The organism is Microcoleus sp. AT8-B5 (genome assembly GCF_036705565.1).
In the GTDB taxonomy this organism is placed as follows: Bacteria; Cyanobacteriota; Cyanobacteriia; order Cyanobacteriales; family Microcoleaceae; genus Microcoleus.
In genome coordinates this window covers 40,636-60,151 of record NZ_JAUBUY010000023.1, presented here as the reverse complement: position 1 = coordinate 60,151, position 19,516 = coordinate 40,636, and the positions used below count along the sequence as shown (strand labels likewise).

Genomic DNA, 19,516 nt, shown 5'->3' with positions numbered 1-19,516 from the left:
CTTGAAATCTCCTTGAATATATTAGCAGTTGAATACCCTGAAATAAGTTAGTAGCAAGGATGTTGTTACAATAAAAGGCCGCGACTTCTACAACCGCAAGAGTCTATTTTTAGGATTTGGGTGAGAGTACGATCGACTCTTACCCGAAGCAACTAACCCACTTGCAAGAGCTAAACGCTCGCTGTCCTTGCTGTCACTCGATTGGAGATTTGAGATTTTAGATTGAAGTTGACTCCACAGATGAATCTGAGGTTCTCCTAATGTCTAAAATTTTTTGCTCTCCACAACTCCTGTCGGAAACTTTTATCGCTCTTTGGGTGCCCTGAGTTACTGTTAAGTATTATTGCTGATAGATCATACAGCAGACTACTGGCAGTTGGGAGCATCTCATATTTGTAAAAACACTTCTTCTGGCTCCTTCCTTCTTCCTCTTCCCTCTTCCCTCCTGCCTCCTGCCTCAAAACTCCTGCCTCCTGTCTCAAAACTCCAATTTCTAGCTTGCCTGCTTTCATTGAGATGCTCCCTGGCAGTTTTACGATTTGGGGTTTCTATGTAAAGTTGGCACAACAATAGGGTAATTGTTGTATCAAAAAATTCATATTCTGCTACTGCGGGCGGAAAAATTCTGTAGCGGTGCTGGCATTTGGGCAAAAATCTGGGCCCGATCGCGCAAAATGTGGTCGGCAAGTCTGGTAAAATCCCGATCGATTCTCAGTTTGGCCACAAAGCTCGATCGAGCTAAATTTGACTAGAAACTAATATTAATGACAGATTCTCCTCTACTAGCAACGCCAGAGTTATCCCCTGCTTCAACCCAGACGCCGGATTCTCCTGTGTGGCCAGCCCTCCTGCAACAACTATTAGACAGACAATCTCTCTCACGCGCCCAAGCAGCCGACTTGATGCAGGGATGGCTAGCCGAAGCTATTCCCCCCGTCCTCTCAGGAGCCATTTTAGCGGCCATCCAAGCCAAAGGCATCTGGGCCCCAGAATTGGCAGGAATGGCTCAGGTATTGCATTCTCAGTCGCTTGCAGGCGAGTCGGAGAGCGTTTTCAATCCCAAATCCTCAATCTCCAATCTCAAATTAATTGATACTTGTGGCACAGGCGGCGACGGCGCTTCCACGTTTAACATTTCCACTGCTGTAGCTTTTGTGGCCGCCGCGGGCAAAGTTCGAGTCGCGAAACACGGAAATCGCTCCGCATCGAGCAAAGTGGGTTCTGCTGACGTGTTGGAAGCACTGGGAGTCAACCTCAACGCCGATCCCGCGAAGGTAAAAGCTGCGGTAGACTCTGTGGGCATCACCTTTTTATTTGCGCCTGGGTGGCATCCCGCACTTAAGGCTGTAGCGCCGATCCGGCGCACTTTGAAGGTGCGGACTATTTTTAACCTTTTAGGGCCCCTTGTCAATCCTATGCGCCCTACAGGGCAGGTAATCGGGGTGTTCGATCCTAGTCTGATATCAACTATTGCTCAAGCTTTGGGCGAGTTGGGGACTGAGTTAGCTGTAGTCGTTCACGGCAGAGAAAAATTGGACGAGGCGGGTTTGGGTGATGTGACTGATTTGGCGGTTTTGTCGGATGGCAAAGTGGAACTCACTACTTTAGACCCGGAAAAGGTAGGATTGACACCAAGTGCGATCGGCTCCTTAAAAGGCGGAAATGTTGAGGAAAACGCCGAGATTTTGCGGAACGTTTTACAAGGCAAAGGTACGCCCGCACAAATGGATGTTGTAGCTTTGAATGCGTCTTTGGCTTTTCAGGTGGGAGGCGCAATTCCTATGGGCTCTCACGCAGCAGGAGTTTCTATGGCTAAGGACATTTTATTGAGCGGTGAATCTTGGTTGAAGTTGCAGCAGTTAATTGAGTTTTTGAAATGAAGTCAGTTGTCAGTTGGGAGTTGGGATTTGGGAGTTGGCAGTTGACAGTTGTTATATCATGTTCTGTCGATTGACCGTGATTCCTGTATGGGCGGGTTCACCAGCAATAGTCGCCAAAAACCGACAATCTCAAAAACCCGCTTCGACTATGTATGATGCGCGATCGATCGGACATGATATTAGTTGTTAGTTGACCCGAAAGCAGTTGGTAGTTGTTAGGAAAGCAGTTGCTATAAATAACCAGTAATCAATAACAAATAACAACTAACAAATAACAACTAAGGAATGAGAATTAAATAACTTTCACTCTTGAAAGTGGGATGGGCGTCCCGCCCGTCATGAGTGGACGGGCGGGACGCCCATCCCACAATAACAATTAAAATTGTAAGTTATTTAATTCGCGATCCTAACTGCTGACTTCTGTTTAAGACCGCGATCGAAATTCAATGACATCTTGCTTAATAGTCACATCTTTATTACCAAAAAAGTCGTGACCCAACAGTCCGATATCTAGGGATGGCGAGATGGCAACAACTACATTGTTAACCGCTAGACCACCTGCTTCCATAGAACTCAGGCGACCGAGGGGAAAAGTAGCCACTCCGTTGGGAGTTTGTGCTTGCACTGTTCCCTGGAGAACAACGCCCAAGGCTTTAGCCATTGCTGGTGTAATTACTGTGCCACTAGCTCCAGAATCTACCATCATCTCGAACTTTTGTTTGCCGTTAAACGTGACTTCTATGACCGGGATATTAGCTGCTCGGCGTTTGATTTTTGCCTGAAACACTCCCGACTTTGCCGCCGCCGAAGTGGTGGGCGTCAATGCTTCGGGGAGAAAACCGCAGACTGATTGGCTGAGGTTGAGGGTTCGCCCTGACGAGCTCCGCATGAAGCATCCCTCACTTTCTTGAGCCACGGCTGGCGAGGAGTTGGCAACACTTCCTAGTAAAATTGAACTGCTTAGAGAAATAACCCCTGCTAAAACCAGTAAAGGTGGGCGCAGGTTTTGAGGGATCGGTAGAGGCTTTTTTGAGTTTGAGAGTAAAGGCAAGGGAGATTTGCTGGCCATAGTTTGATTAAACGCTTTAGCTCGATCGTAACAGCGACAACTGCCTTTTGGTATAGATATAGAATTTCCGCCCGCCTCCTAAGCTGCTGGCAGATAAATTGCTGGCGCAGGGGGAGATGAAGAATTTGCACTTAGGATCGCGAATTAAATAACTTACAATTTTAATTGTTAAGCTGTTGTGCATTTAAATAGAATGTCAAAAAACAATCTAATTCTTGTGGGGTGGGCCGTCTAGCCCGCCCTGAATATGCAATTTAAATGCGTGACAGCTTATTGTGGGATGGGCGTCCCGCCCGTCCACTCATGACGGGCGGGACGCCCATCCCACTTTCAAGAGTGGAAGTTATTTAATTCTCATTCCTTATAGCCCTTGATAAGCGGGCATAGGGCATAGGCCTCCGTGGGCATAGGGCATAGGCCTCCGTGGGCATAGGGCATACCTCACCAAGATTGAGAACTGCTGTATGGCTGCTTGTTGATTATCTCCGGCATAAGTGCCTTGGTTTTGCGAACCCTGGCACAAATTAAAATAATATCTGTACATTGCCGACTAGCATCAAATCCCTGGCAGTGGTAAGAATTAAACCAAACGAAAGTAATTAAGGATGCCATGTCACTTTCAACTGCACAACCCGCTCTCCTAGTCCTGGCTGACGGTACTGCTTACCGCGGCTGGTCGTTTGGCGCTGACGCCACCGTCGTTGGCGAGGTAGTATTTAATACTGGAATGACGGGCTACCAAGAAGTATTGACCGATCCCAGCTATTGCGGTCAAATTGTCACTTTTACTTATCCAGAATTGGGCAATACCGGGGTAAATCTTGAAGACGAAGAATCCTCGCGCCCGCAAATTCGGGGTGCGATCGCCCGGAACGTATGCAGCCGCCCCAGCAACTGGCGCTGCTCACAATCTCTGCAAGACTATCTGAAACAGTACGATATCCCCGGAATTTACGGGATCGACACCCGCGCCCTCACTCGCAAAATTCGCACGGTGGGAGCGATCAACGGTGGCATTTCGACCACGATTCTCGACCAGGCAGAGCTTTTGGAACTCGTGCAAGATGCCCCCAGCATGGACGGGCTGAATCTGGTCCAGGAAGTCACCACCCGCAAGGTTTACGAGTGGTCTGAAGCCACGGACTCGGTTTGGGAGTTCAGTCCTACAGTCAAACCTGAAGAAGGCAAAATGTGGACGGTGGTAGCGCTAGACTTTGGGATCAAGCGCAACATCCTGCGGCGTCTGGCGAGTTACGGGTGTCGGGTCATCGTTGTCCCCGCTGACACGTCGCCGGAGGAAATCCTCAAATACAACCCGGACGGCATTTTTCTGTCCAACGGCCCCGGAGATCCGGCGGCGGTAACGGAAGGGATCGCGACTGCGAAAGCTTTGTTAAAGTCGGACAAACCCGTATTCGGCATCTGCATGGGACACCAAATTTTGGGACTTTCCTTGGGTGCAGAAACTTTTAAACTTAAGTTCGGCCATCGGGGATTGAATCATCCAGCGGGTTTAACTCAGCAAGTAGAAATTACTAGCCAAAATCATGGTTTTGCGATCGACCCCGATTCCCTAGCCCCCGAAGTAGAGATTACTCATCTCAATTTGAACGATCGCACCGTAGCCGGATTGAAGCATAAAACTCTGCCGCTGTTTTCAGTGCAATACCACCCCGAAGCCAGTCCGGGCCCGCACGACGCCGACTATTTATTCGATCGATTCGTGCAGTCAATGCGAGACAATCAGAAAGTAGCCAGCAGTAAGTAGTCAGCAGTCAGCAGTCAGCAGTCATTAGTCAGTAGTCATCAGAGGCTGTTTGTGTCGATCGCTTCTGACTAATGACTCATGACTAATGACTCATGACTAAAAAACTGTAGACAAAAGACCAAAAAACTCCTATAATGAAGCCTCGACTTTAAGCCATATCTAGCTAGGAGGGTGTCATTCCTGAGTCATTGACCCTGACCGTTAGCCTCAGAGGCACTCGCGAAGTCAAGAATAACTATCAGTTATTTCGCTTGACGGGCCTGCTGGACGCTTTTTCTGAGGCAACTTTTCGGAAGGTAATAAGCAAATGTATTGACGAGGGCCCAAAACACGTAATTTTGGACTTGTCTCAGATAGATTTTGTGGATAGTTCAGGCTTGGGCGCACTTGTGCAACTTGTCAAAAAAGCCCAAACCTTGGAAGGGACATTGCAAATTGTCTCAAATCCCCGCGTAACTCAGACTGTTAAACTGGTTCGCTTAGAGAAATTTCTGTCTTTGCAGCCTTCGGTTGATGAGGCGGTAAAAAACGTCAAGGATGCTTGACGCCAAAGTGAATTAAATTAGCTATCCGGTTCTCAACGCTGGATAGCAAATTTTTATTTTGGGGCTGGTAAAACAATACCGATTTTCCCAGAAGCTGCGACACGCACCAGCCGCTATTTCCCCGATGCTTAGAGTTTCGGTGGAGGGGCAGTAAAATATGTGTGGCAAACACGCGGAAAAATGGTACAAAAATTAGAGCATCCCGATTTGGTAAAAAGCCTTTTTTAGGAGTGCGATCGTCGCGCCAAGCTTTGCCTATATATCTCGCTTCGTGCTCTGAGAGCGAACAGTCCTGTAAAAGCTATAATTGCGGAAGTGACGAAAGACGAAATAAGTAAGTAACTAGAAAAACCAAGCTGTGCGGAAGTTTTATTTAAAAAAGTATGTCGCCGATCGCAGATGACGGACTCAAACTGAGTCTGACGGATATCAGTTTAAATCGAGTGCATCCTGCGAGGGCTACACCAGCAGAAATAGAAAGAATTTCGCCCGCAGCCTGGGCATATTTGGGAGATGCAGTGTACGAACTCTACATTCGGAGTTCGTACTTAGTCCCGCCCAGAAGATTGCAAGCTTATCACGAATTGGTGGTGGGGCAAGTACGAGCCGAAACTCAAGCGCGTCACTTGCGATCGCTCTCTCCTTACTTGAACAGTACAGAATTAGCAATTGTCAAGCGCGGCCGCAATGCTGCAGCGGGCCGTTCTAAGCGAGCAGATCCAGAGATATACCAACAAGCCAGCAGCTTAGAAACTTTGATCGGATATTTGTACCTCACCGATCCCGAAAGATTGACCGAGATTCTGGCACTTTTAGAACTTGAGACTTAAAGGATTTAGCAGTTAAGAGTTGGGAATGGGGAGGGAGTAATTAACCATCCTGGCACGGCTAACATAAAACCGCAAAAATCTCGATCGGCAAAACAAGATTTATCAAAGAAATGGGTTTAAAACCCCGTCGTTCTAGGACGGCTTTAATTCCTTCTGAATTTTCCCGATCGTGTTAAAATAGTATGGCATACTAAAGTAGTAAAACAGCTAAAAATAATGAAAGCAAGGTTCCAATACAGATTCTATCCAACCGATAGACAACGCCAGAGTTTGGCTCAGTTGTTTGGTTGTGTAAGAGTTGTTTGGAACGATGCTTTGGCTGTTAGCAGATGTGGCAAATATCCTGGGTACAACACTCTATCCAAGTCTCTAACTATATCTAAAAAGACAGAAGAAAGGGCATGGTTGAACGATGTTTCGTCCGTGCCGCTGCAACAATCCCTCAAACAGTTAGAGGTTGCTTACAAAAACTATTTTGATTTCCTAAAAGGGAAGAGAAAAGGCAAGAAAGTGGGTCAACCCAAATTCAAAAAAAAGACTAACAGTCAGTCTGCAACTTTTGCTAAAACAGGTTTCTCTATCAAAGGTGAGTCCGTGGATCTGGCAAAAATTGGAAATGTTAGCCCTATTTGGTCTAGGGAGTTACCATCAGAGCCTAGCTCTGTAACTGTACTAAAGGACTGTGCTAATCGCTATTTCTTGAGCTTTGTAGTAGAAGTTAAGCCCGTTCAAATTGATGCTAAAAACCCAAGTGTCGGAATTGATTTAGGGATTAAAACTTTTGCTGTGATGAGTAATGGGGAGAAAGCTAAAAGTCCAGACTATAAAGTGTTAGATCGAAAAATTCGTAAACTCCAAAAAAAGCTAGCTCGGCAATCTAAAGACTCGAAACGCAGAAATAGAACTCGGATTCAGATAGCCAAACTGCACAATCAAATTGCAGACACCCGTAAAGATTTCTTGCACAAGCTGTCAACCAAAATTGTTAGTGAAAACCAAACTATCGTTTTAGAAGACTTGAATGTGTCTGGAATGGTCAAAAACCGCAAACTTGCTAGAGCTATTAGTCTTCAGGGATGGAGAGAATTCCGAACTTGGTGCGAGGCAAAGTCTGAGAAATTTGGTCGAGACTTTAGAGTAATTAGTCGCTGGGAGCCTACCAGTCAAATTTGCTCGGATTGCGGCTTTAAGTGGGGAAGACTGGATTTAAAAATCAGATCGGTTCAGTGTTTGAATTGTGGCACTGAACACGAACGCGATGAGAACGCTGCAAAAAATATAAACAAAGTCGGGATAGGGCATTGCCACGACTCTAAACGGACACAGAGACAGAGTAAGACGACTTCGGTTGCGTCAGTCAGTGAAGTGTCAAGAATCACCGCACTTTTAGGGCGGTGAGTATGTCAATAACTAGCTATTTGAACAGAGCAAAATCCTTGCTCCCTCGCTAGACTATCTCAAATCTCAAAGCCCAAAGATTGCTCCCTCAATCAAGAATCTCACATCTACAATCTACAATCGACTAGCCTTCAGCCAAAACCTTTTGACCACAAGAAACCAATGAGAAAATTTACCAAACCCAACTTTTCGCGATCGAATTCCGACAGCAAGCCATTCAAAAGCGAAGGCCGCCGTCAGGACTCACAACCATCCTCTCCCCGCTTTGAACGCAAGCCCCGTCCCGATACTCGCGGAGTAGACGCGCCTCAAAAGCGATCGACCTTCGCCCCACAATCGCGAGAAATGCCCGTGAGAGCAATTTTCAAACGGAGAGTCGATGCCGACAGCCAACCGGAAATTCGCAGAAATAATCATTTCAAAGACAGAGACAGCAGCCCGCAGGAATCCAGGGGCAATTATTACCAAGACAGAGACAGAGATAGCAGCCCGCAGCCGGCCCGCAACAATTTCCGAGACAGAGACAGAGATAGCAGCCCCCAGCCGGCCCGCAACAATTTCCGAGACAGAGACAGAGACAGCAGCCCCCAGCCGGCCCGCAACAATTTCCGAGACAGAAACAGAGACAGCAGCCCGCAGGAATCCAGGGGAAATTATTACAAAGACAGAGACAAAGACAATAGCCCGCAGGAATTCCGGGGCAACCATTTCAGAGACAGAGACAAAGACAGAGACACTCGCCCTGTTGACACTGCCTCCAATACAGTCGTGCAACCAGACGCAGACACAGACGACATGATTTACGGCCGCCATGCGGTACAAGCAGCTTTAGAAACAAACCAAGTCCTCAACCGGATCTGGGTTGTTCCCCACCTGCGCTACGATCCCCGCTTTCATAGCTTGCTAACCGAAGCCAAAGCCAACGGCAGCATCATTGACGAAGTTGACGATTTGCGCCTCGACTACATCACGCGCAAAGCAAACCACCAAGGCGTAGCGGCTCAAGTATCAGCCTACGAATACCTGGATTTGAGCGAACTGATCGCAAAGGCTAAGTCGGCTTGCGAAGATCCAGTAATTGTGGTAGCAGAAGGACTCAACGACCCGCACAATCTAGGGGCGATTATTCGCACCGCAGAAGCATTGGGATCTCAGGGCATGGTGATTCCGCAGCGGCGGGCGGTTGGGATTACCTCAGCAGTGAGAAAAGTGGCAGCAGGGGCATTGGAAAGCCTGCCCGTGGCGAGGGTTGTCAATCTTAACCGGGCGCTGGAAGAACTCAAAGAGGCTGGATTCTGGATTTATGGCACTGCAGCAGGCGTCAGTCAATCTATAGAGACAGTCAAGTTCTCCGGGCCGACTGTTTTAGTGGTGGGTGGTGAGGCTGACGGTTTGAGCCTTTTGATACAGCGCGGATGTGACGGATTAGTTTCAATTCCTTTAAGGGGCCAGACTCCTAGCCTGAATGTCTCGGTAGCAACAGGGATGGCTTTATACGAAATTTACCGTCAGCGCGGGCCCAAAAAGTTTCACGTACACGGATCGTAAAGGTGGTTGAAAAAAAGAGCACAACAGAGTAGTTTATTGTCAATGCCGCCCAGCATGGAGTGGCACGACACCCGGAACAAGTAAGGATAGTCGATCGACTGTCGTTACTTGTTCCGGCGAAAGTAGAAGAAGCCTAGCCCCTAGGTTCAAACAGGAATTCGACACAAATCTATTTAGATATATTTAAATAGGTTTGGAGCGGTTCTTGGCAGCAGTCAGCCACGTGTAAATAACAAAAGCCTAGGCGTGTTCGCAGCACCCTGAAAACACCGTCAAATACATTAGAAGAAAAGCAGATGAAAGAATTCTTGATTAGCTTGCTCAACTTTTTCGGATTGGCTTGGTGGGTTGAAGTTAAAACTTCAGCGCCGCGGTGCATTTACTATTTTGGCCCGTTCTTAACCCAAGCAGAGGCGGCAACTGCAAAAGCAGGATATGTAGAAGACATAGAAAATGAAGGGGCAGAAGGTGTTAGTGTTTCGATTCACCGCTGCAAACCAATTACTTTGACGGTTGCAGAAGATTTGGGAAAGCTTGGTGATGGAGGGCTGTGGCCGGTTTTGAGCGGTCAGTAGAAGCAGGGGGAATTTTGAGTTTTGAGAGGCCTACGCTTCCCTCGCAACGCTGTGCGGTTTTGAGTTGTCAGTTGTAACTTCAAAACAGTTGAGTGTTGGGTGATTAATTGCTTGTGACAAACTCCAAATTTAAGACTAGCAATTGCCCACTGCTTCGGGGTGACTCTCTATCCAACGATCGATGTCTGCGAGTACCCGATCGGGAATTTCCCAAGGGAACAAGTGGGCTGTATTGGGATAACACTGCCACTGACAATCATGGAGGTGGCGGGCGGTTTCTAAACTGGATGCTGAGGTGATGTGCCGATCGCCCTCTCCGGCCAACACCAAGCACGGACAATGAATGTCGCCCAGGTGCAGCAGTCGATCGTATCCAGCCCTCAGAGCGGTATTTAACGCCTTGGTGGCCGTGTTGGAAGTCTTGAGGTAGGCGGGGGTACCTGCCTGTGCTAAGTAGCGGTAAGGGGTGGCTTTATGCTGCTGTATCAAGTAGCGAAAGAGCGATCGCCTCGCAAAAGTATCAATATTCCACTGCCAACCCGGTATCACCCAATTGATAATTCCGGCTAAACCAGTGTAAAGGTTATCTTGCCAAGAGATGGGAGGGTGACTTCCTCGCGGTTTTGCTGCGGATGCGAGTACAATTAAACCGGTGACTCGCTGGGGATATTTCATGGCTAATTCCAGGGCTAAAATCCCTCCCAAAGACCATCCGATTACCAAACACCGATCGACTCCTAATCTGTCTAATAGTGCTTCTAAATCGACCAGATGATCGGTCATTTCAAAGAAAGTTGAGGTGCGGCTGTTGCCGTATCCGCGCAAGTCTGGGGCGATCGTCTGGAACCGCTTTGATAGGTGTTCTGTGAATACCGACATACAATCGCCGGAACCTGGATGGCCGTGCAAGCAGAGAATAGGAAATCCTTTGCCTTTGACGGAAACACTGAGTTGTTGATGCGGCATTTTTTAACTGTTTGGGCGGTGCGTTGTCCCCGCTATAAATTGTATATTCCAGCGGTCAAAAGCTGGGGTTTCGGACCATGTAATCGGCAATTTTAGAAATAGACTGGCGCATTTGTAGCTCGCCGCTGCGGCTGTCAATCACAGTAATCACATAGGCCTCGTCGTCAATGCTCATCGCTAAAGTTGTGCCGAGCACCTTGGAATTTTGACCGGTTTTTTCGCCCAACCACTGAGCTTTAGTTCCTTGCAAGGCGGCAAATCCCAGAGCGTGATCGTACTGGCGGTTGAGAGTTTCTATTAATAGTTTAGCACCGGGTGTTTCGCCGTTGTAAATTTGCACCATCATTTCGGTGAGTTCGTTAGCAGTCAGGCGGTTGCGACCAGAACCGGGGTTGGAGGGCATAATTCTTTCCCCCATTAATTTGAAGTTGACGCGGGTGACTTCGTAGCCGCTATTATCTAAATATTGATTGATGTAATCCGAACCTAAATAATCGATTAGTTGATTGGTGGCGATATTGCTGCTGCGATAGATCATTTCTTCTAACAGTAGCTGTAGCGGATAATTGCGATTAGACCTAATCTTTGCCGATGCGTCTTCGGTGAAATTACCGCGAGTGACTAATACTTCCTGGTTCAGACTAATTTTTTCTTTTTCGACTTTTTGCATCAGGGCGACAGCAATCGGCAATTTAATTAAGCTGGCTGGACTGACAGGAGGTACATCGCCCCGCAGGTGTACGCACTCTCTAGAAAGGTTGCAAATACCGATCGAAGCTTGAGCCGACAAACCGCTTTCCCGGGCAAGTGCACCCAAAACATCAGATTTTGCTTGCTGCACTTGAGAGGTTGCTGCTGTTAAATTTCCCCGGTATTCTTGAGTTTTTGAGGCAGTGACGGAAGCTAAAAATGAATTTTGAGGAACTTCCTGCAAGTTGTTGAGGGCTTGATGCCAGAAAAATTGAGTTTGCTGCGAAGATGCGATCGACTTATTGGGCTGCTGTTTAGTTTCTACGGCTCTGTTGGCTAAACGGACTGCTTGCTGTAAGTTGTCGTTAGCCCTCTTTTCTACTAATATTTGAGCTTCCACCGCTTGCAACTGCTGTAGCAGTTGTTCTTGAGGATTGGCGGCTGCGAAGGGAACTAAGCCGGAGAGGATGCTTGGTTCTGGGGAGGGAGATGAGGGTTGTTCTAATTCGGCAATTAGCCCATCGCGAATTTTGTAGAGTTCGTCTAGGGAACGGGGGTTAGATGATTGAGAGAATGAACTTGCGATGGTTAACATCTGAACCAGTCCAATGCCGGCTACTACTGCCGCCATCTTGTTGGCGATCGACAAAAAACGCCTGATATCTGGCATATTTAACATCCTCAACACAACCAAATTCTATATAAGCAGCTATTGTTACATCAGTCAAACGATTTTAGATTTTAGATTTTAGATTTTAGATTTTTTCTTCAATCTAAAATCTAAAATCTAAAATAGTTCGATCGCGCCAATGTGGCAAAATAACCAAAATAAAGGGAGCGATCGCACGAAGGCAATCAACCCCCTCTAAATATTGCGAACTATCTACTTTCTGCGCCGCCGTCGCCAGTCAGCACCCAACCGCTTGAGGTAATCCCAGCCGCGTTGGGGCCAGACATGATCGCTACCAATCTTTTCGGCAATCCAGCGAGCGACTTTGGGGCCTGTCCAGTCTCCGCCGTCGGGGGCAGGGCCTAGCAGGGCTTGTCGCAGTTCTTCTTGCTGTTCAGGATTCAGCAAGGATTTTGCAGGAGGGGGCTGGCGGTCTCCGCTGCGGTTTCTCACAGAGTTAGGCCCTTCTCGGTTGTAGCGCTGGACAATTTCTTTGGCGTAGTCGTAGTTGAGGCCTACGACTTGGGCTGCTTGTTTGATAGTCCAATTTCGGGACACTAACAGCAGCAAGTGCCAGCGGCGCGACTCTGTGGTGTTTTGTGCCTGCCGGTAGCGAATTTTGAGTTCCTCTGCCGTCAGGTGGGATTCTAAGTGAGCTTTAGGTGGCATTCCTCCAACGGGGCATCGGGAACTTCTTACCATATATCTTTGGTTTTGGGGATAATTCCGGATGAAATTATTTTCCTGGGGATCGTGGCGGCAAATACCTAGCGTTTTTTAGCGCAGATGCACGCAGCTAGTCGCATTTGAGGAAGGACCAAGAATTTCAAACGTGGTACCCGCCACGTGATTTATCCGTGGAATCAATCCAAAATCTAAAATCGAAAATCACTTATTGCCCCCGCATTTATCCGTGGGGTCGCCTCTAAAATCTAAAATCGAAAATCTAAAATCGATTGACTGCTGTTTTTTTTGCAGGTGCGCGCAACAAAAGACCTCGGTGTGGCGGTGAGCGTTTCGAGCTTTTTTGTGAACCCCTGATTTCTGACAGGCTTTTTGAGCTCTAGTACAATGGGCGTGGATCGGAAAAGGTCGATTACTATTTTCTTCGATCGCGCCGCAGCCATTAATTCACTCGGCTGACTGATAACTTTCAGTGATTGTTGACTAAAAAACTGCTCTTCCTAATCTGACCATAATTATTAGGGTATCGACAGCCATACTCTAATATTTTATTAGCATCCTTTTCTATTTTTCCTTCATGTTTTTCGGAATATTCAGGACGTGATTAATTTCACAAGAAATCCGAGGCAGATGCTGCTAACTATGCTATTAAAAATAAATCAGATATAACAAGCGTGGGATTTTTTATATAACAAAAATTTTAGTAAAGTCTGAATATTCCAGCAATAAAGCAGTCATTATCTGGGATTATTTGATTTTTTAGGGCATCTTTTTTCCCATAAATCCTGGGTTGCATCGAGGACAAACTGGGCTGTAATATTTTAGAATTTAGATTACAGAATTTGGAATGACTGATTTCCTAATGATTGCGATCTTGCATAGACAGTCTTGGAGACCGAACCTAATTATGTAGGGGTCGCATTGCACACCTTACCCCTTACTCATATAAATCTGGCGTCAAACCACTTTTTGCATCAGTGCTGATACAGTTGCATTCTTGGTTTGTTAAAAAATTAGGTAAAAAACTCGATCGCTATTTGGTGGCCCGTGGGATTTGGGTAATTTAATCTATTGTATATAAAATGACCGATCGCCCGTTAGCGGAGCCCTCTTCGAGGCTCAAACTTTCGCCACAAAAATAGCCGACTTTGCCTTCGGGCTGTAAGCAGGTACAATTGCCAGTTATATTAACTGTATTGTCTCAAAGTAGAAATGATAAAGGTACGAGCATGGCATCCATCCGCGAGTTGCACCGACAACTGGTCAATAAAGAACGCTCTGCTGTGGAAATTACTCAAGAAGCATTAGACCGAATTACCCAGCTAGAGCCGAAGTTGAAAAGCTTTCTGTGCGTGACAGCAGACAGCGCACTGGCGCAGGCCCATAAAGTGGATGCCCAAATCGCAGCCGGAGAGCAAATTGGCCTGTTGGCCGGCATCCCGATCGCCGTTAAAGATAATATGTGCACCGAGGGCGTTCCCACAACCTGCGCCTCTCGGATTTTGGAGAATTTTGTTCCTCCCTACGATGCCACCGTCGTCTCGAAACTCCAAGCAGCCGGTGCGGTGATTGTGGGTAAGGCGAATATGGACGAGTTTGCAATGGGGAGCTCGACAGAAACTTCTGCTTATCAAGTTACCGCGAATCCTTGGGACTTGGAGCGCGTGCCCGGAGGGTCTTCTGGCGGTTCTGCCGCAGCGGTAGCCGCTGGAGAATGCGTCGTGAGTTTGGGTTCGGATACTGGGGGATCAATCCGCCAACCTGCTGCTTTTTGCGGGTTGGTGGGGCTGAAACCGACTTATGGGTTGGTTTCTCGCTACGGTTTGGTGGCCTATGCTTCTTCTCTCGATCAAATCGGGCCCTTTGGCCGGACTGTTGAGGATTCGGCGATTTTGTTGGGGGCGATCGCCGGTTACGATCCGAAAGATTCCACGAGTCTTAATGTCCCAATTCCTGACTACGCTCAAGCTTTAAGACCCAGTTTGCGACCGAAGGGTCAGATTAGAATTGGTGTAATTAAAGAAACTTTTGGTGTAGGGCTGGACTCCGGGGTTAAAGACGCTGTTACTAAGGCGATCGAGCAATTTCAACAATTGGGCGCCGAAATTCAAGTCATTTCTTGTCCCCGGTTCCGCTACGGTTTGCCCACTTACTACATTATTGCTCCCTCGGAAGCTTCGGCAAATTTGGCGCGATATGATGGAGTTAAGTACGGTTTCCGGTCTCCAGACTCCGATAATCTTTTGGATATGTATGCCAAAACCCGCTCTCAAGGGTTCGGTGCGGAAGTTAAACGCCGGATTGCGATCGGCACTTACGTATTGTCGGCTGGATATTACGATGCCTATTATCTAAAAGCTCAAAAAGTTCGGACTTTGATTAAAGAAGACTTTGAAAAAGCTTTTTCTCAAGTTGATGTTTTAGTCTGTCCCACTGCTCCTACTACCGCATTTAAGGCAGGCGAAAAATTCAATGACCCCCTGAGTATGTATTTGTCAGATTTGATGACTATTCCGGTGAATCTTGCTGGTTTGCCAGCTTTGAGTTTGCCCTGCGGATTTGATGATAAAGGACTGCCGGTGGGTATACAACTGATTGGTAATGTTTTGCAAGAATCTCGGTTGTTTCAGGTGGCTCACGCTTACGAACAGTCTACGAATTGGCACTTGCACCACCCCGAATTGCATTAATTTCTGAAAATCGGCGGAATACGGTGGCGGAAGTTAGTAATCGATCTTGGCTAATTGTCTGAATTAATAATTTGCCATTAGCTTTTGAGCGATCTCTAATTTCCCGCGTGCTCTATCTATGAACAATTTCCTAGTATTCCTTTTGTCTAAATCGCTAATAGCTTTTGGGATAGTTTTGGCCGTTGCTTATTCTGCTGCTTGTGTATTCCTCTTTGTAGCGCAAGGTAAGTTTATCTTTTTTCCTGCGCGGGCGATCGAAACTACGCCAGATGATTTTCAGTTGCAATATCAAGATGTTTGGTTGCCAATTCCAACTAAAACAGGCGCGGTGGACAGCGTTCACGGGTGGTGGATTCCTGCATCGGAAAATCCCCCCAGCCCCCCCGAAGCTAGGGGTGGAGCAAGAAAGGGGCAGGCTGTTCCCTCTGTTAACACCGGAGACTCGGATACCCCCCCCAGCCCCCCCTTGCCAAGGGGGGGAGCAAGAAAGGGGGAGGCTGTTCCCTCTGTTAACACCGGAGACTCGGATACCCCCCCCAGCCCCCCCTTGCCAAGGGGGGGAGCTAGAGGAGTCGGAACGTCCCCGCAAAGTGAGAGACCGGCAGTCGCTCCGGTTCCCCCCCTTAACAAGGGGGGGTTAGGGGGGGTAGTTTTGTACCTGCACGGCAATGCTTCAAATGTGGGATCAAATGTCGAACACGCTTATCGATTTCATGGGTTAGGTTTGTCGGTATTTGTGATGGATTATCGTGGTTATGGCAAAAGCCAGGGCGATTTTCCGAGTGAATCTCAGGTTTATGAGGATGCTCAGCTTGCTTGGGATTATTTGGTGAAACAGCGGGGGATTAACCCGAATCAAATTTATCTCTACGGTCATTCTTTGGGAGGGGCGATCGCGATCGATCTAGCCTTGCGTCACCCGGAGGCGGCAGGGGTAATTGTAGAAGGCTCTTTTACTTCGACGCGGGCGATGGTGAATTTCCAAAAAGGGCTGTTTTGGATGTTTCCGATCGATGTTTTGCTGACACAGCGGTTTGATTCTCTTTCAAAAGTCGATCGCCTGCAAATGCCTGTGCTGTTTATTCACGGGACTGCTGACAATGTAGTTCCAGTGGAAATGACCAAAAAACTGTTTGATGCAGCACCTGAACCCAAACAGTTGTACATAGTTCCTGATGGAGGTCACACTAATGTGGCAGATATCGGGGGCGCAGAATATCTGCAAATACTGAGCCAATTTTTAGGTTGTTCACAGTAGATCAAAGCTCTTGGCGGTAACAGGTTAAGTTTGATATCTGTACCGCCTACTCGCACTTCTAACTGTACATATTAAACAGAGCAGTTATCGCGATGATACTACTTAGTAGAACCTTAATACATTAAGCCACCAGTCATTTAAGGCATAGCAGTAATTACAGTAATTGTTCGCGCTTATAGCTTCTTCTTTCTTAACCTCGCAGCCTCGCCAAGATGTTTTTTGGTTTGGCATCCTGGCACCGCAAAGATTGGCATCTGTGAGATTAGCTTTGTTCAATCTCGCATCCCTCAAGTCGGCATTTCTCAGGTCTGCACCGCTGAGATTTGCACCGCTTAAATCGGCTTCTTTGAGGTCTGCACCCCTGAGATTTGCACCGCTTAAATCGGCATTTCTTAGGTCAGTTCTAGTTAGTTTAGCGGCGCTCAAATTACTGCATTTTAAGTTAGCCAACTGGAGGGATGCGTCTGGCAGAAAACTCTCGCTGAGGTTGGCATTTTCTAAGTTGGCTCCCCTGATGTCGGCCCTGCTCATGTCGGCTTTGCTGAGGTCGGCGTCGGCCAAAAAGGCGTTTCTCATGTTGGCGTTGTTTAAATTAGCTTCCATTAAGTCAGCCGCAGTCAAGTCGGCATCAACTAAGTCAGCCCTGCTGAGAGTGGCGCGGCTCAAGGAAGCGCCAAACAAATCTGCACGGCTCAAGGAAGCGCCAAATAAGTCGCATCCGGGACATCCTCTGGTTTCTAGCAGCCGCTTTACTAGGGACAGATTTTGAGCTTGTAAGGGAAGTGCGGCGCAAAATGGGAGTAGCATTATCGCTGCTGTCAGAATTTTCAGTTTGATTTTGGTCATAGTCTTGGTAAGTCCTGTAACTGCCTTTCAACACCGATTAGTCTGCTGGACTTACGCGCGGGAGACCAAAAACCCGGTTTCCTCGTTAATTCATCGCTGTCCAACCCAAGATTCTAAGCAGAAACTGGGTGGTTTGCGTAAGTCCTAGTCTAGTGGATGGACGCGGCTCGACGGTGTAAGGTTCGTAGGCGTAAGCCGGGGCGTAGCCATCGCGCTCTCCATCGCGGATATTACCTACGCCTTTGGGATGAAAGCCCGCACATCAAGGCTCCCTTGCAGCGAACGGCGATCGACCGGAGGCGCTAAATGCCAGGGATTCTATATCTGGCGACGGCAGCAGCAAGTGGCAGACTCCGACAACGGATAAGTATTGGTAATCGATGCAGTGGGATTTTGCTGCCGAGGGCGATCGTTCTCCCTACAGGCGATCGGTAAATAAGCCAATTGGCTTAGACTCTTAAGACATATTGCTGATGCGCTGCCTTCTATAAAAAAGATAGCATTTTTGTATGATCCCCGAAATAATACCGAGCCAGCAAGTATAAAAAAAATATACCAAATGTATCGGCGGGTGGGAAAATAGGGTACAGCTAATACTTTCAGACGAGGAAAATAGATGTCCAACAGCATAGATCAACTTGCAGAAGGTGGCAGGGGGATCAAACTCATGTGGCAGATTGCAGACGAGATCAGTTACACCCGGACTCTCGACGATCGAAACTGTTTGTGGCTGAGCAAAAGTTACGAAGTAGAAGGTTGCAATCGCTCCCAAAATATAAAAAAAGCTAGCGTTTTAGATGGGTTAATGAATTTATTAAACACCTGGGATTGGCAGACTGAAACAGAGCAGGAAGAAGAGCTGCATGAAACTTTTATTCAACATATTAGCCTGCAAGTCAACACAGATGTCAATGCTTTAACTCAAGTTTTGTTGTGGTTTGAACAGTTGAAAGATATATCGCTCCCCAATGAAGTTTGGTGGAAGATTCAGTTGGGGTTGGCTGAAGGTTTCACTAATGCAGTTCGCCACGCTCACAAAAATCTGCCAGTAGAAACTCCTGTGCAACTCGAAATTACGGTGTTTAATGGACGGTTGGAACTCAAAGTTTGGGATTGCGGGCCGTGTTTTGATTTTGATGCTAAGCTGAAGGAAATTATTGCAGCAGATAGAAATAACGGCTTGGATTTAGAGGTTTTGAACGAGGCTTACTTGATGCCTAGCAGACAGAAAACTTTGGAACCGTCTCTCTTTCTAATTGCTGGGTAGCTTTGGGGTGATGGACAATGGGAGCATCTCAATGAAAGCAGGCCTCCGCTAGAAATTGGAGTTTTGAGGCAGGAGTTTTGAGGCAGGAGGCAGGAGGGAAGAGGGAAGAGGAAGAAGGAAGGAGCCAGAAGAAGTGTTTTTACAAATATGAGATGCTTCCTGGACAATTAACAGACTGGCACGGTAAAAAATGTGTTAGTAGGCTAAAAACGGTGTTAGGGGGAAAATTTACGGGTTTTGTCTCCGCGTGGGTGAGGGGTTTTGAATACTGCCCACCTGCTGCGGCTTGGGTTAAGAGCTATGGTATTGGGTGATTCTATAGCGGTTCGATAGAAACGGGTGCATCTGTCGAATTAAATATTATAATTAAATATTAAAAACTCAACATTAAAGGTTAAAAATTATTCACACTAATTTTTGATATTTTAATTTATCATAGTATCTGGTCGCTCACCAATTACTAATGATTTCCAAAGAAACTTTATTTGTTCTGTCTCTATTTCCCTACTTGGGATTTCTCTGGTTTTTGACTCGATCGGGAAAAACACCCCGTTTAGCTCTGATGGGATTTTACGGGACTCTCGTTTTTGTAGCGGTGACGATTCCCGCCGCAATTTACGCAAAAGTTGCCTACAACGAGTCACTAGCAAATGTAGATTGGCTGCACGGTTCTGCGGAACTATTCTTGACACTTGCCAATATTTTATTAGTTTTAGGCTTTAGAGAAGCGGTGATTAAAGCCAAAGCATCCTCACAAGAATAAACTTGAGAGGGTAGTCGGGATTAATGCGAGACTTTCATTTGACTAGCGTCTGTTTAGGATCGCGAATTA

At 47.1% G+C, this 19,516-nt stretch carries 20 protein-coding genes; 14 read left to right on the top strand and 6 right to left on the bottom strand.

All coding sequences use genetic code 11. The features are described 5' to 3' along the window. Positions 1–257 precede the first annotated feature (257 nt). Positions 258–512 (bottom strand): hypothetical protein, encoded by a 255-nt coding sequence (locus tag QUB39_RS17070; protein ID WP_333058294.1) that lies wholly within the window; start codon positions 510–512, stop codon positions 258–260. 69 nt (positions 513–581) lie between these two features. On the opposite strand from QUB39_RS17070, the gene QUB39_RS17065 reads away from it, so the two are divergent. The 3 genes from QUB39_RS17065 to QUB39_RS17055 are packed head-to-tail and all read left to right on the top strand — an operon-like array spanning position 582 to position 2,070. After that, positions 582–752: a hypothetical protein gene (locus tag QUB39_RS17065; RefSeq protein WP_333207649.1), complete on the top strand. Its 171-nt coding sequence runs from the start codon at positions 582–584 to the stop codon at positions 750–752. Positions 753–764: 12 nt separating this feature from the next. Beyond that, the gene (gene trpD, locus QUB39_RS17060; RefSeq protein WP_333058292.1) at positions 765–1,880 is read left to right on the top strand and encodes an anthranilate phosphoribosyltransferase; all 1,116 of its coding nucleotides are present in this window, start codon (positions 765–767) and stop codon (positions 1,878–1,880) included. Between the two features lie 58 nt (positions 1,881–1,938). Further along, positions 1,939–2,070 carry a hypothetical protein gene (locus QUB39_RS17055; RefSeq protein WP_333375064.1) on the top strand — a complete coding sequence of 44 codons (132 nt, stop codon included), beginning with the start codon at positions 1,939–1,941 and terminating at the stop codon, positions 2,068–2,070. Between the two features lie 234 nt (positions 2,071–2,304). Here the strand turns inward: QUB39_RS17055 and QUB39_RS17050 are convergent, their stop codons facing one another. Then, positions 2,305–2,949: a retropepsin-like aspartic protease gene (locus QUB39_RS17050; protein ID WP_333057153.1), complete on the bottom strand. Its 645-nt coding sequence runs from the start codon at positions 2,947–2,949 to the stop codon at positions 2,305–2,307. Positions 2,950–3,559: 610 nt separating this feature from the next. Here QUB39_RS17050 and carA point away from each other — a divergent pair. The 6 genes from carA to QUB39_RS17020 all read left to right on the top strand — a co-directional run bounded on the left by carA (position 3,560) and on the right by QUB39_RS17020 (position 9,613). Then, a complete protein-coding gene (carA, locus tag QUB39_RS17045; RefSeq protein WP_333057154.1) occupies positions 3,560–4,717 on the top strand; it encodes a glutamine-hydrolyzing carbamoyl-phosphate synthase small subunit in 1,158 nt (385 codons plus the stop codon). 188 nt (positions 4,718–4,905) lie between these two features. Then, the gene (locus QUB39_RS17040; protein ID WP_333037230.1) at positions 4,906–5,262 is read left to right on the top strand and encodes an STAS domain-containing protein; all 357 of its coding nucleotides are present in this window, start codon (positions 4,906–4,908) and stop codon (positions 5,260–5,262) included. A gap of 383 nt (positions 5,263–5,645) precedes the next feature. Then, positions 5,646–6,092, top strand: a complete 447-nt coding sequence (locus tag QUB39_RS17035; protein WP_333057156.1) for a ribonuclease III domain-containing protein — start codon at positions 5,646–5,648, stop codon at positions 6,090–6,092. Positions 6,093–6,308: 216 nt separating this feature from the next. Beyond that, positions 6,309–7,490 carry a transposase gene (locus QUB39_RS17030; protein ID WP_333057157.1) on the top strand — a complete coding sequence of 394 codons (1,182 nt, stop codon included), beginning with the start codon at positions 6,309–6,311 and terminating at the stop codon, positions 7,488–7,490. Positions 7,491–7,652: 162 nt separating this feature from the next. Beyond that, positions 7,653–9,038 carry a 23S rRNA (guanosine(2251)-2'-O)-methyltransferase RlmB gene (rlmB, locus tag QUB39_RS17025; RefSeq protein ID WP_333057158.1) on the top strand — a complete coding sequence of 462 codons (1,386 nt, stop codon included), beginning with the start codon at positions 7,653–7,655 and terminating at the stop codon, positions 9,036–9,038. A gap of 296 nt (positions 9,039–9,334) precedes the next feature. Further along, positions 9,335–9,613: a DUF1816 domain-containing protein gene (locus tag QUB39_RS17020; RefSeq protein ID WP_333057159.1), complete on the top strand. Its 279-nt coding sequence runs from the start codon at positions 9,335–9,337 to the stop codon at positions 9,611–9,613. Between the two features lie 135 nt (positions 9,614–9,748). Here QUB39_RS17020 and QUB39_RS17015 read toward each other — a convergent pair whose 3' ends face one another. The 3 genes from QUB39_RS17015 to QUB39_RS17005 form a co-directional block, all read right to left on the bottom strand. Beyond that, positions 9,749–10,579: an alpha/beta hydrolase gene (locus QUB39_RS17015; RefSeq protein WP_333057160.1), complete on the bottom strand. Its 831-nt coding sequence runs from the start codon at positions 10,577–10,579 to the stop codon at positions 9,749–9,751. A gap of 55 nt (positions 10,580–10,634) precedes the next feature. Continuing rightward, entirely contained in the window at positions 10,635–11,939 is a 1,305-nt protein-coding gene (locus QUB39_RS17010; RefSeq protein ID WP_333057161.1) for a serine hydrolase, read from the bottom strand. Between the two features lie 213 nt (positions 11,940–12,152). Then, positions 12,153–12,608 carry a helix-turn-helix domain-containing protein gene (locus tag QUB39_RS17005; protein ID WP_333057162.1) on the bottom strand — a complete coding sequence of 152 codons (456 nt, stop codon included), beginning with the start codon at positions 12,606–12,608 and terminating at the stop codon, positions 12,153–12,155. Between the two features lie 1,244 nt (positions 12,609–13,852). Between QUB39_RS17005 and gatA the strand changes: the two genes are divergently transcribed. Continuing rightward, complete coding sequence (gene gatA / locus QUB39_RS17000) at positions 13,853–15,313, top strand: Asp-tRNA(Asn)/Glu-tRNA(Gln) amidotransferase subunit GatA (protein WP_333057204.1); 1,461 nt, start codon at positions 13,853–13,855, stop codon at positions 15,311–15,313. Between the two features lie 142 nt (positions 15,314–15,455). Further along, the gene (locus tag QUB39_RS16995; protein WP_333057163.1) at positions 15,456–16,571 is read left to right on the top strand and encodes an alpha/beta fold hydrolase; all 1,116 of its coding nucleotides are present in this window, start codon (positions 15,456–15,458) and stop codon (positions 16,569–16,571) included. 102 nt (positions 16,572–16,673) lie between these two features. Here the strand turns inward: QUB39_RS16995 and QUB39_RS16990 are convergent, their stop codons facing one another. Beyond that, positions 16,674–17,417 (bottom strand): pentapeptide repeat-containing protein, encoded by a 744-nt coding sequence (locus tag QUB39_RS16990; protein WP_333057165.1) that lies wholly within the window; start codon positions 17,415–17,417, stop codon positions 16,674–16,676. A gap of 306 nt (positions 17,418–17,723) precedes the next feature. Here QUB39_RS16990 and QUB39_RS16985 point away from each other — a divergent pair, with 306 nt between their 5' ends. The 3 genes from QUB39_RS16985 to QUB39_RS16975 all read left to right on the top strand — a co-directional run bounded on the left by QUB39_RS16985 (position 17,724) and on the right by QUB39_RS16975 (position 19,447). Next, positions 17,724–17,852 carry a hypothetical protein gene (locus QUB39_RS16985; protein WP_333057166.1) on the top strand — a complete coding sequence of 43 codons (129 nt, stop codon included), beginning with the start codon at positions 17,724–17,726 and terminating at the stop codon, positions 17,850–17,852. Positions 17,853–18,033: 181 nt separating this feature from the next. Next, complete coding sequence (locus QUB39_RS16980; RefSeq protein ID WP_333057167.1) at positions 18,034–18,684, top strand: ATP-binding protein; 651 nt, start codon at positions 18,034–18,036, stop codon at positions 18,682–18,684. A gap of 463 nt (positions 18,685–19,147) precedes the next feature. Continuing rightward, positions 19,148–19,447, top strand: a complete 300-nt coding sequence (locus QUB39_RS16975; protein WP_333057168.1) for a DUF3593 domain-containing protein — start codon at positions 19,148–19,150, stop codon at positions 19,445–19,447. Positions 19,448–19,516: the final 69 nt, after the last annotated feature.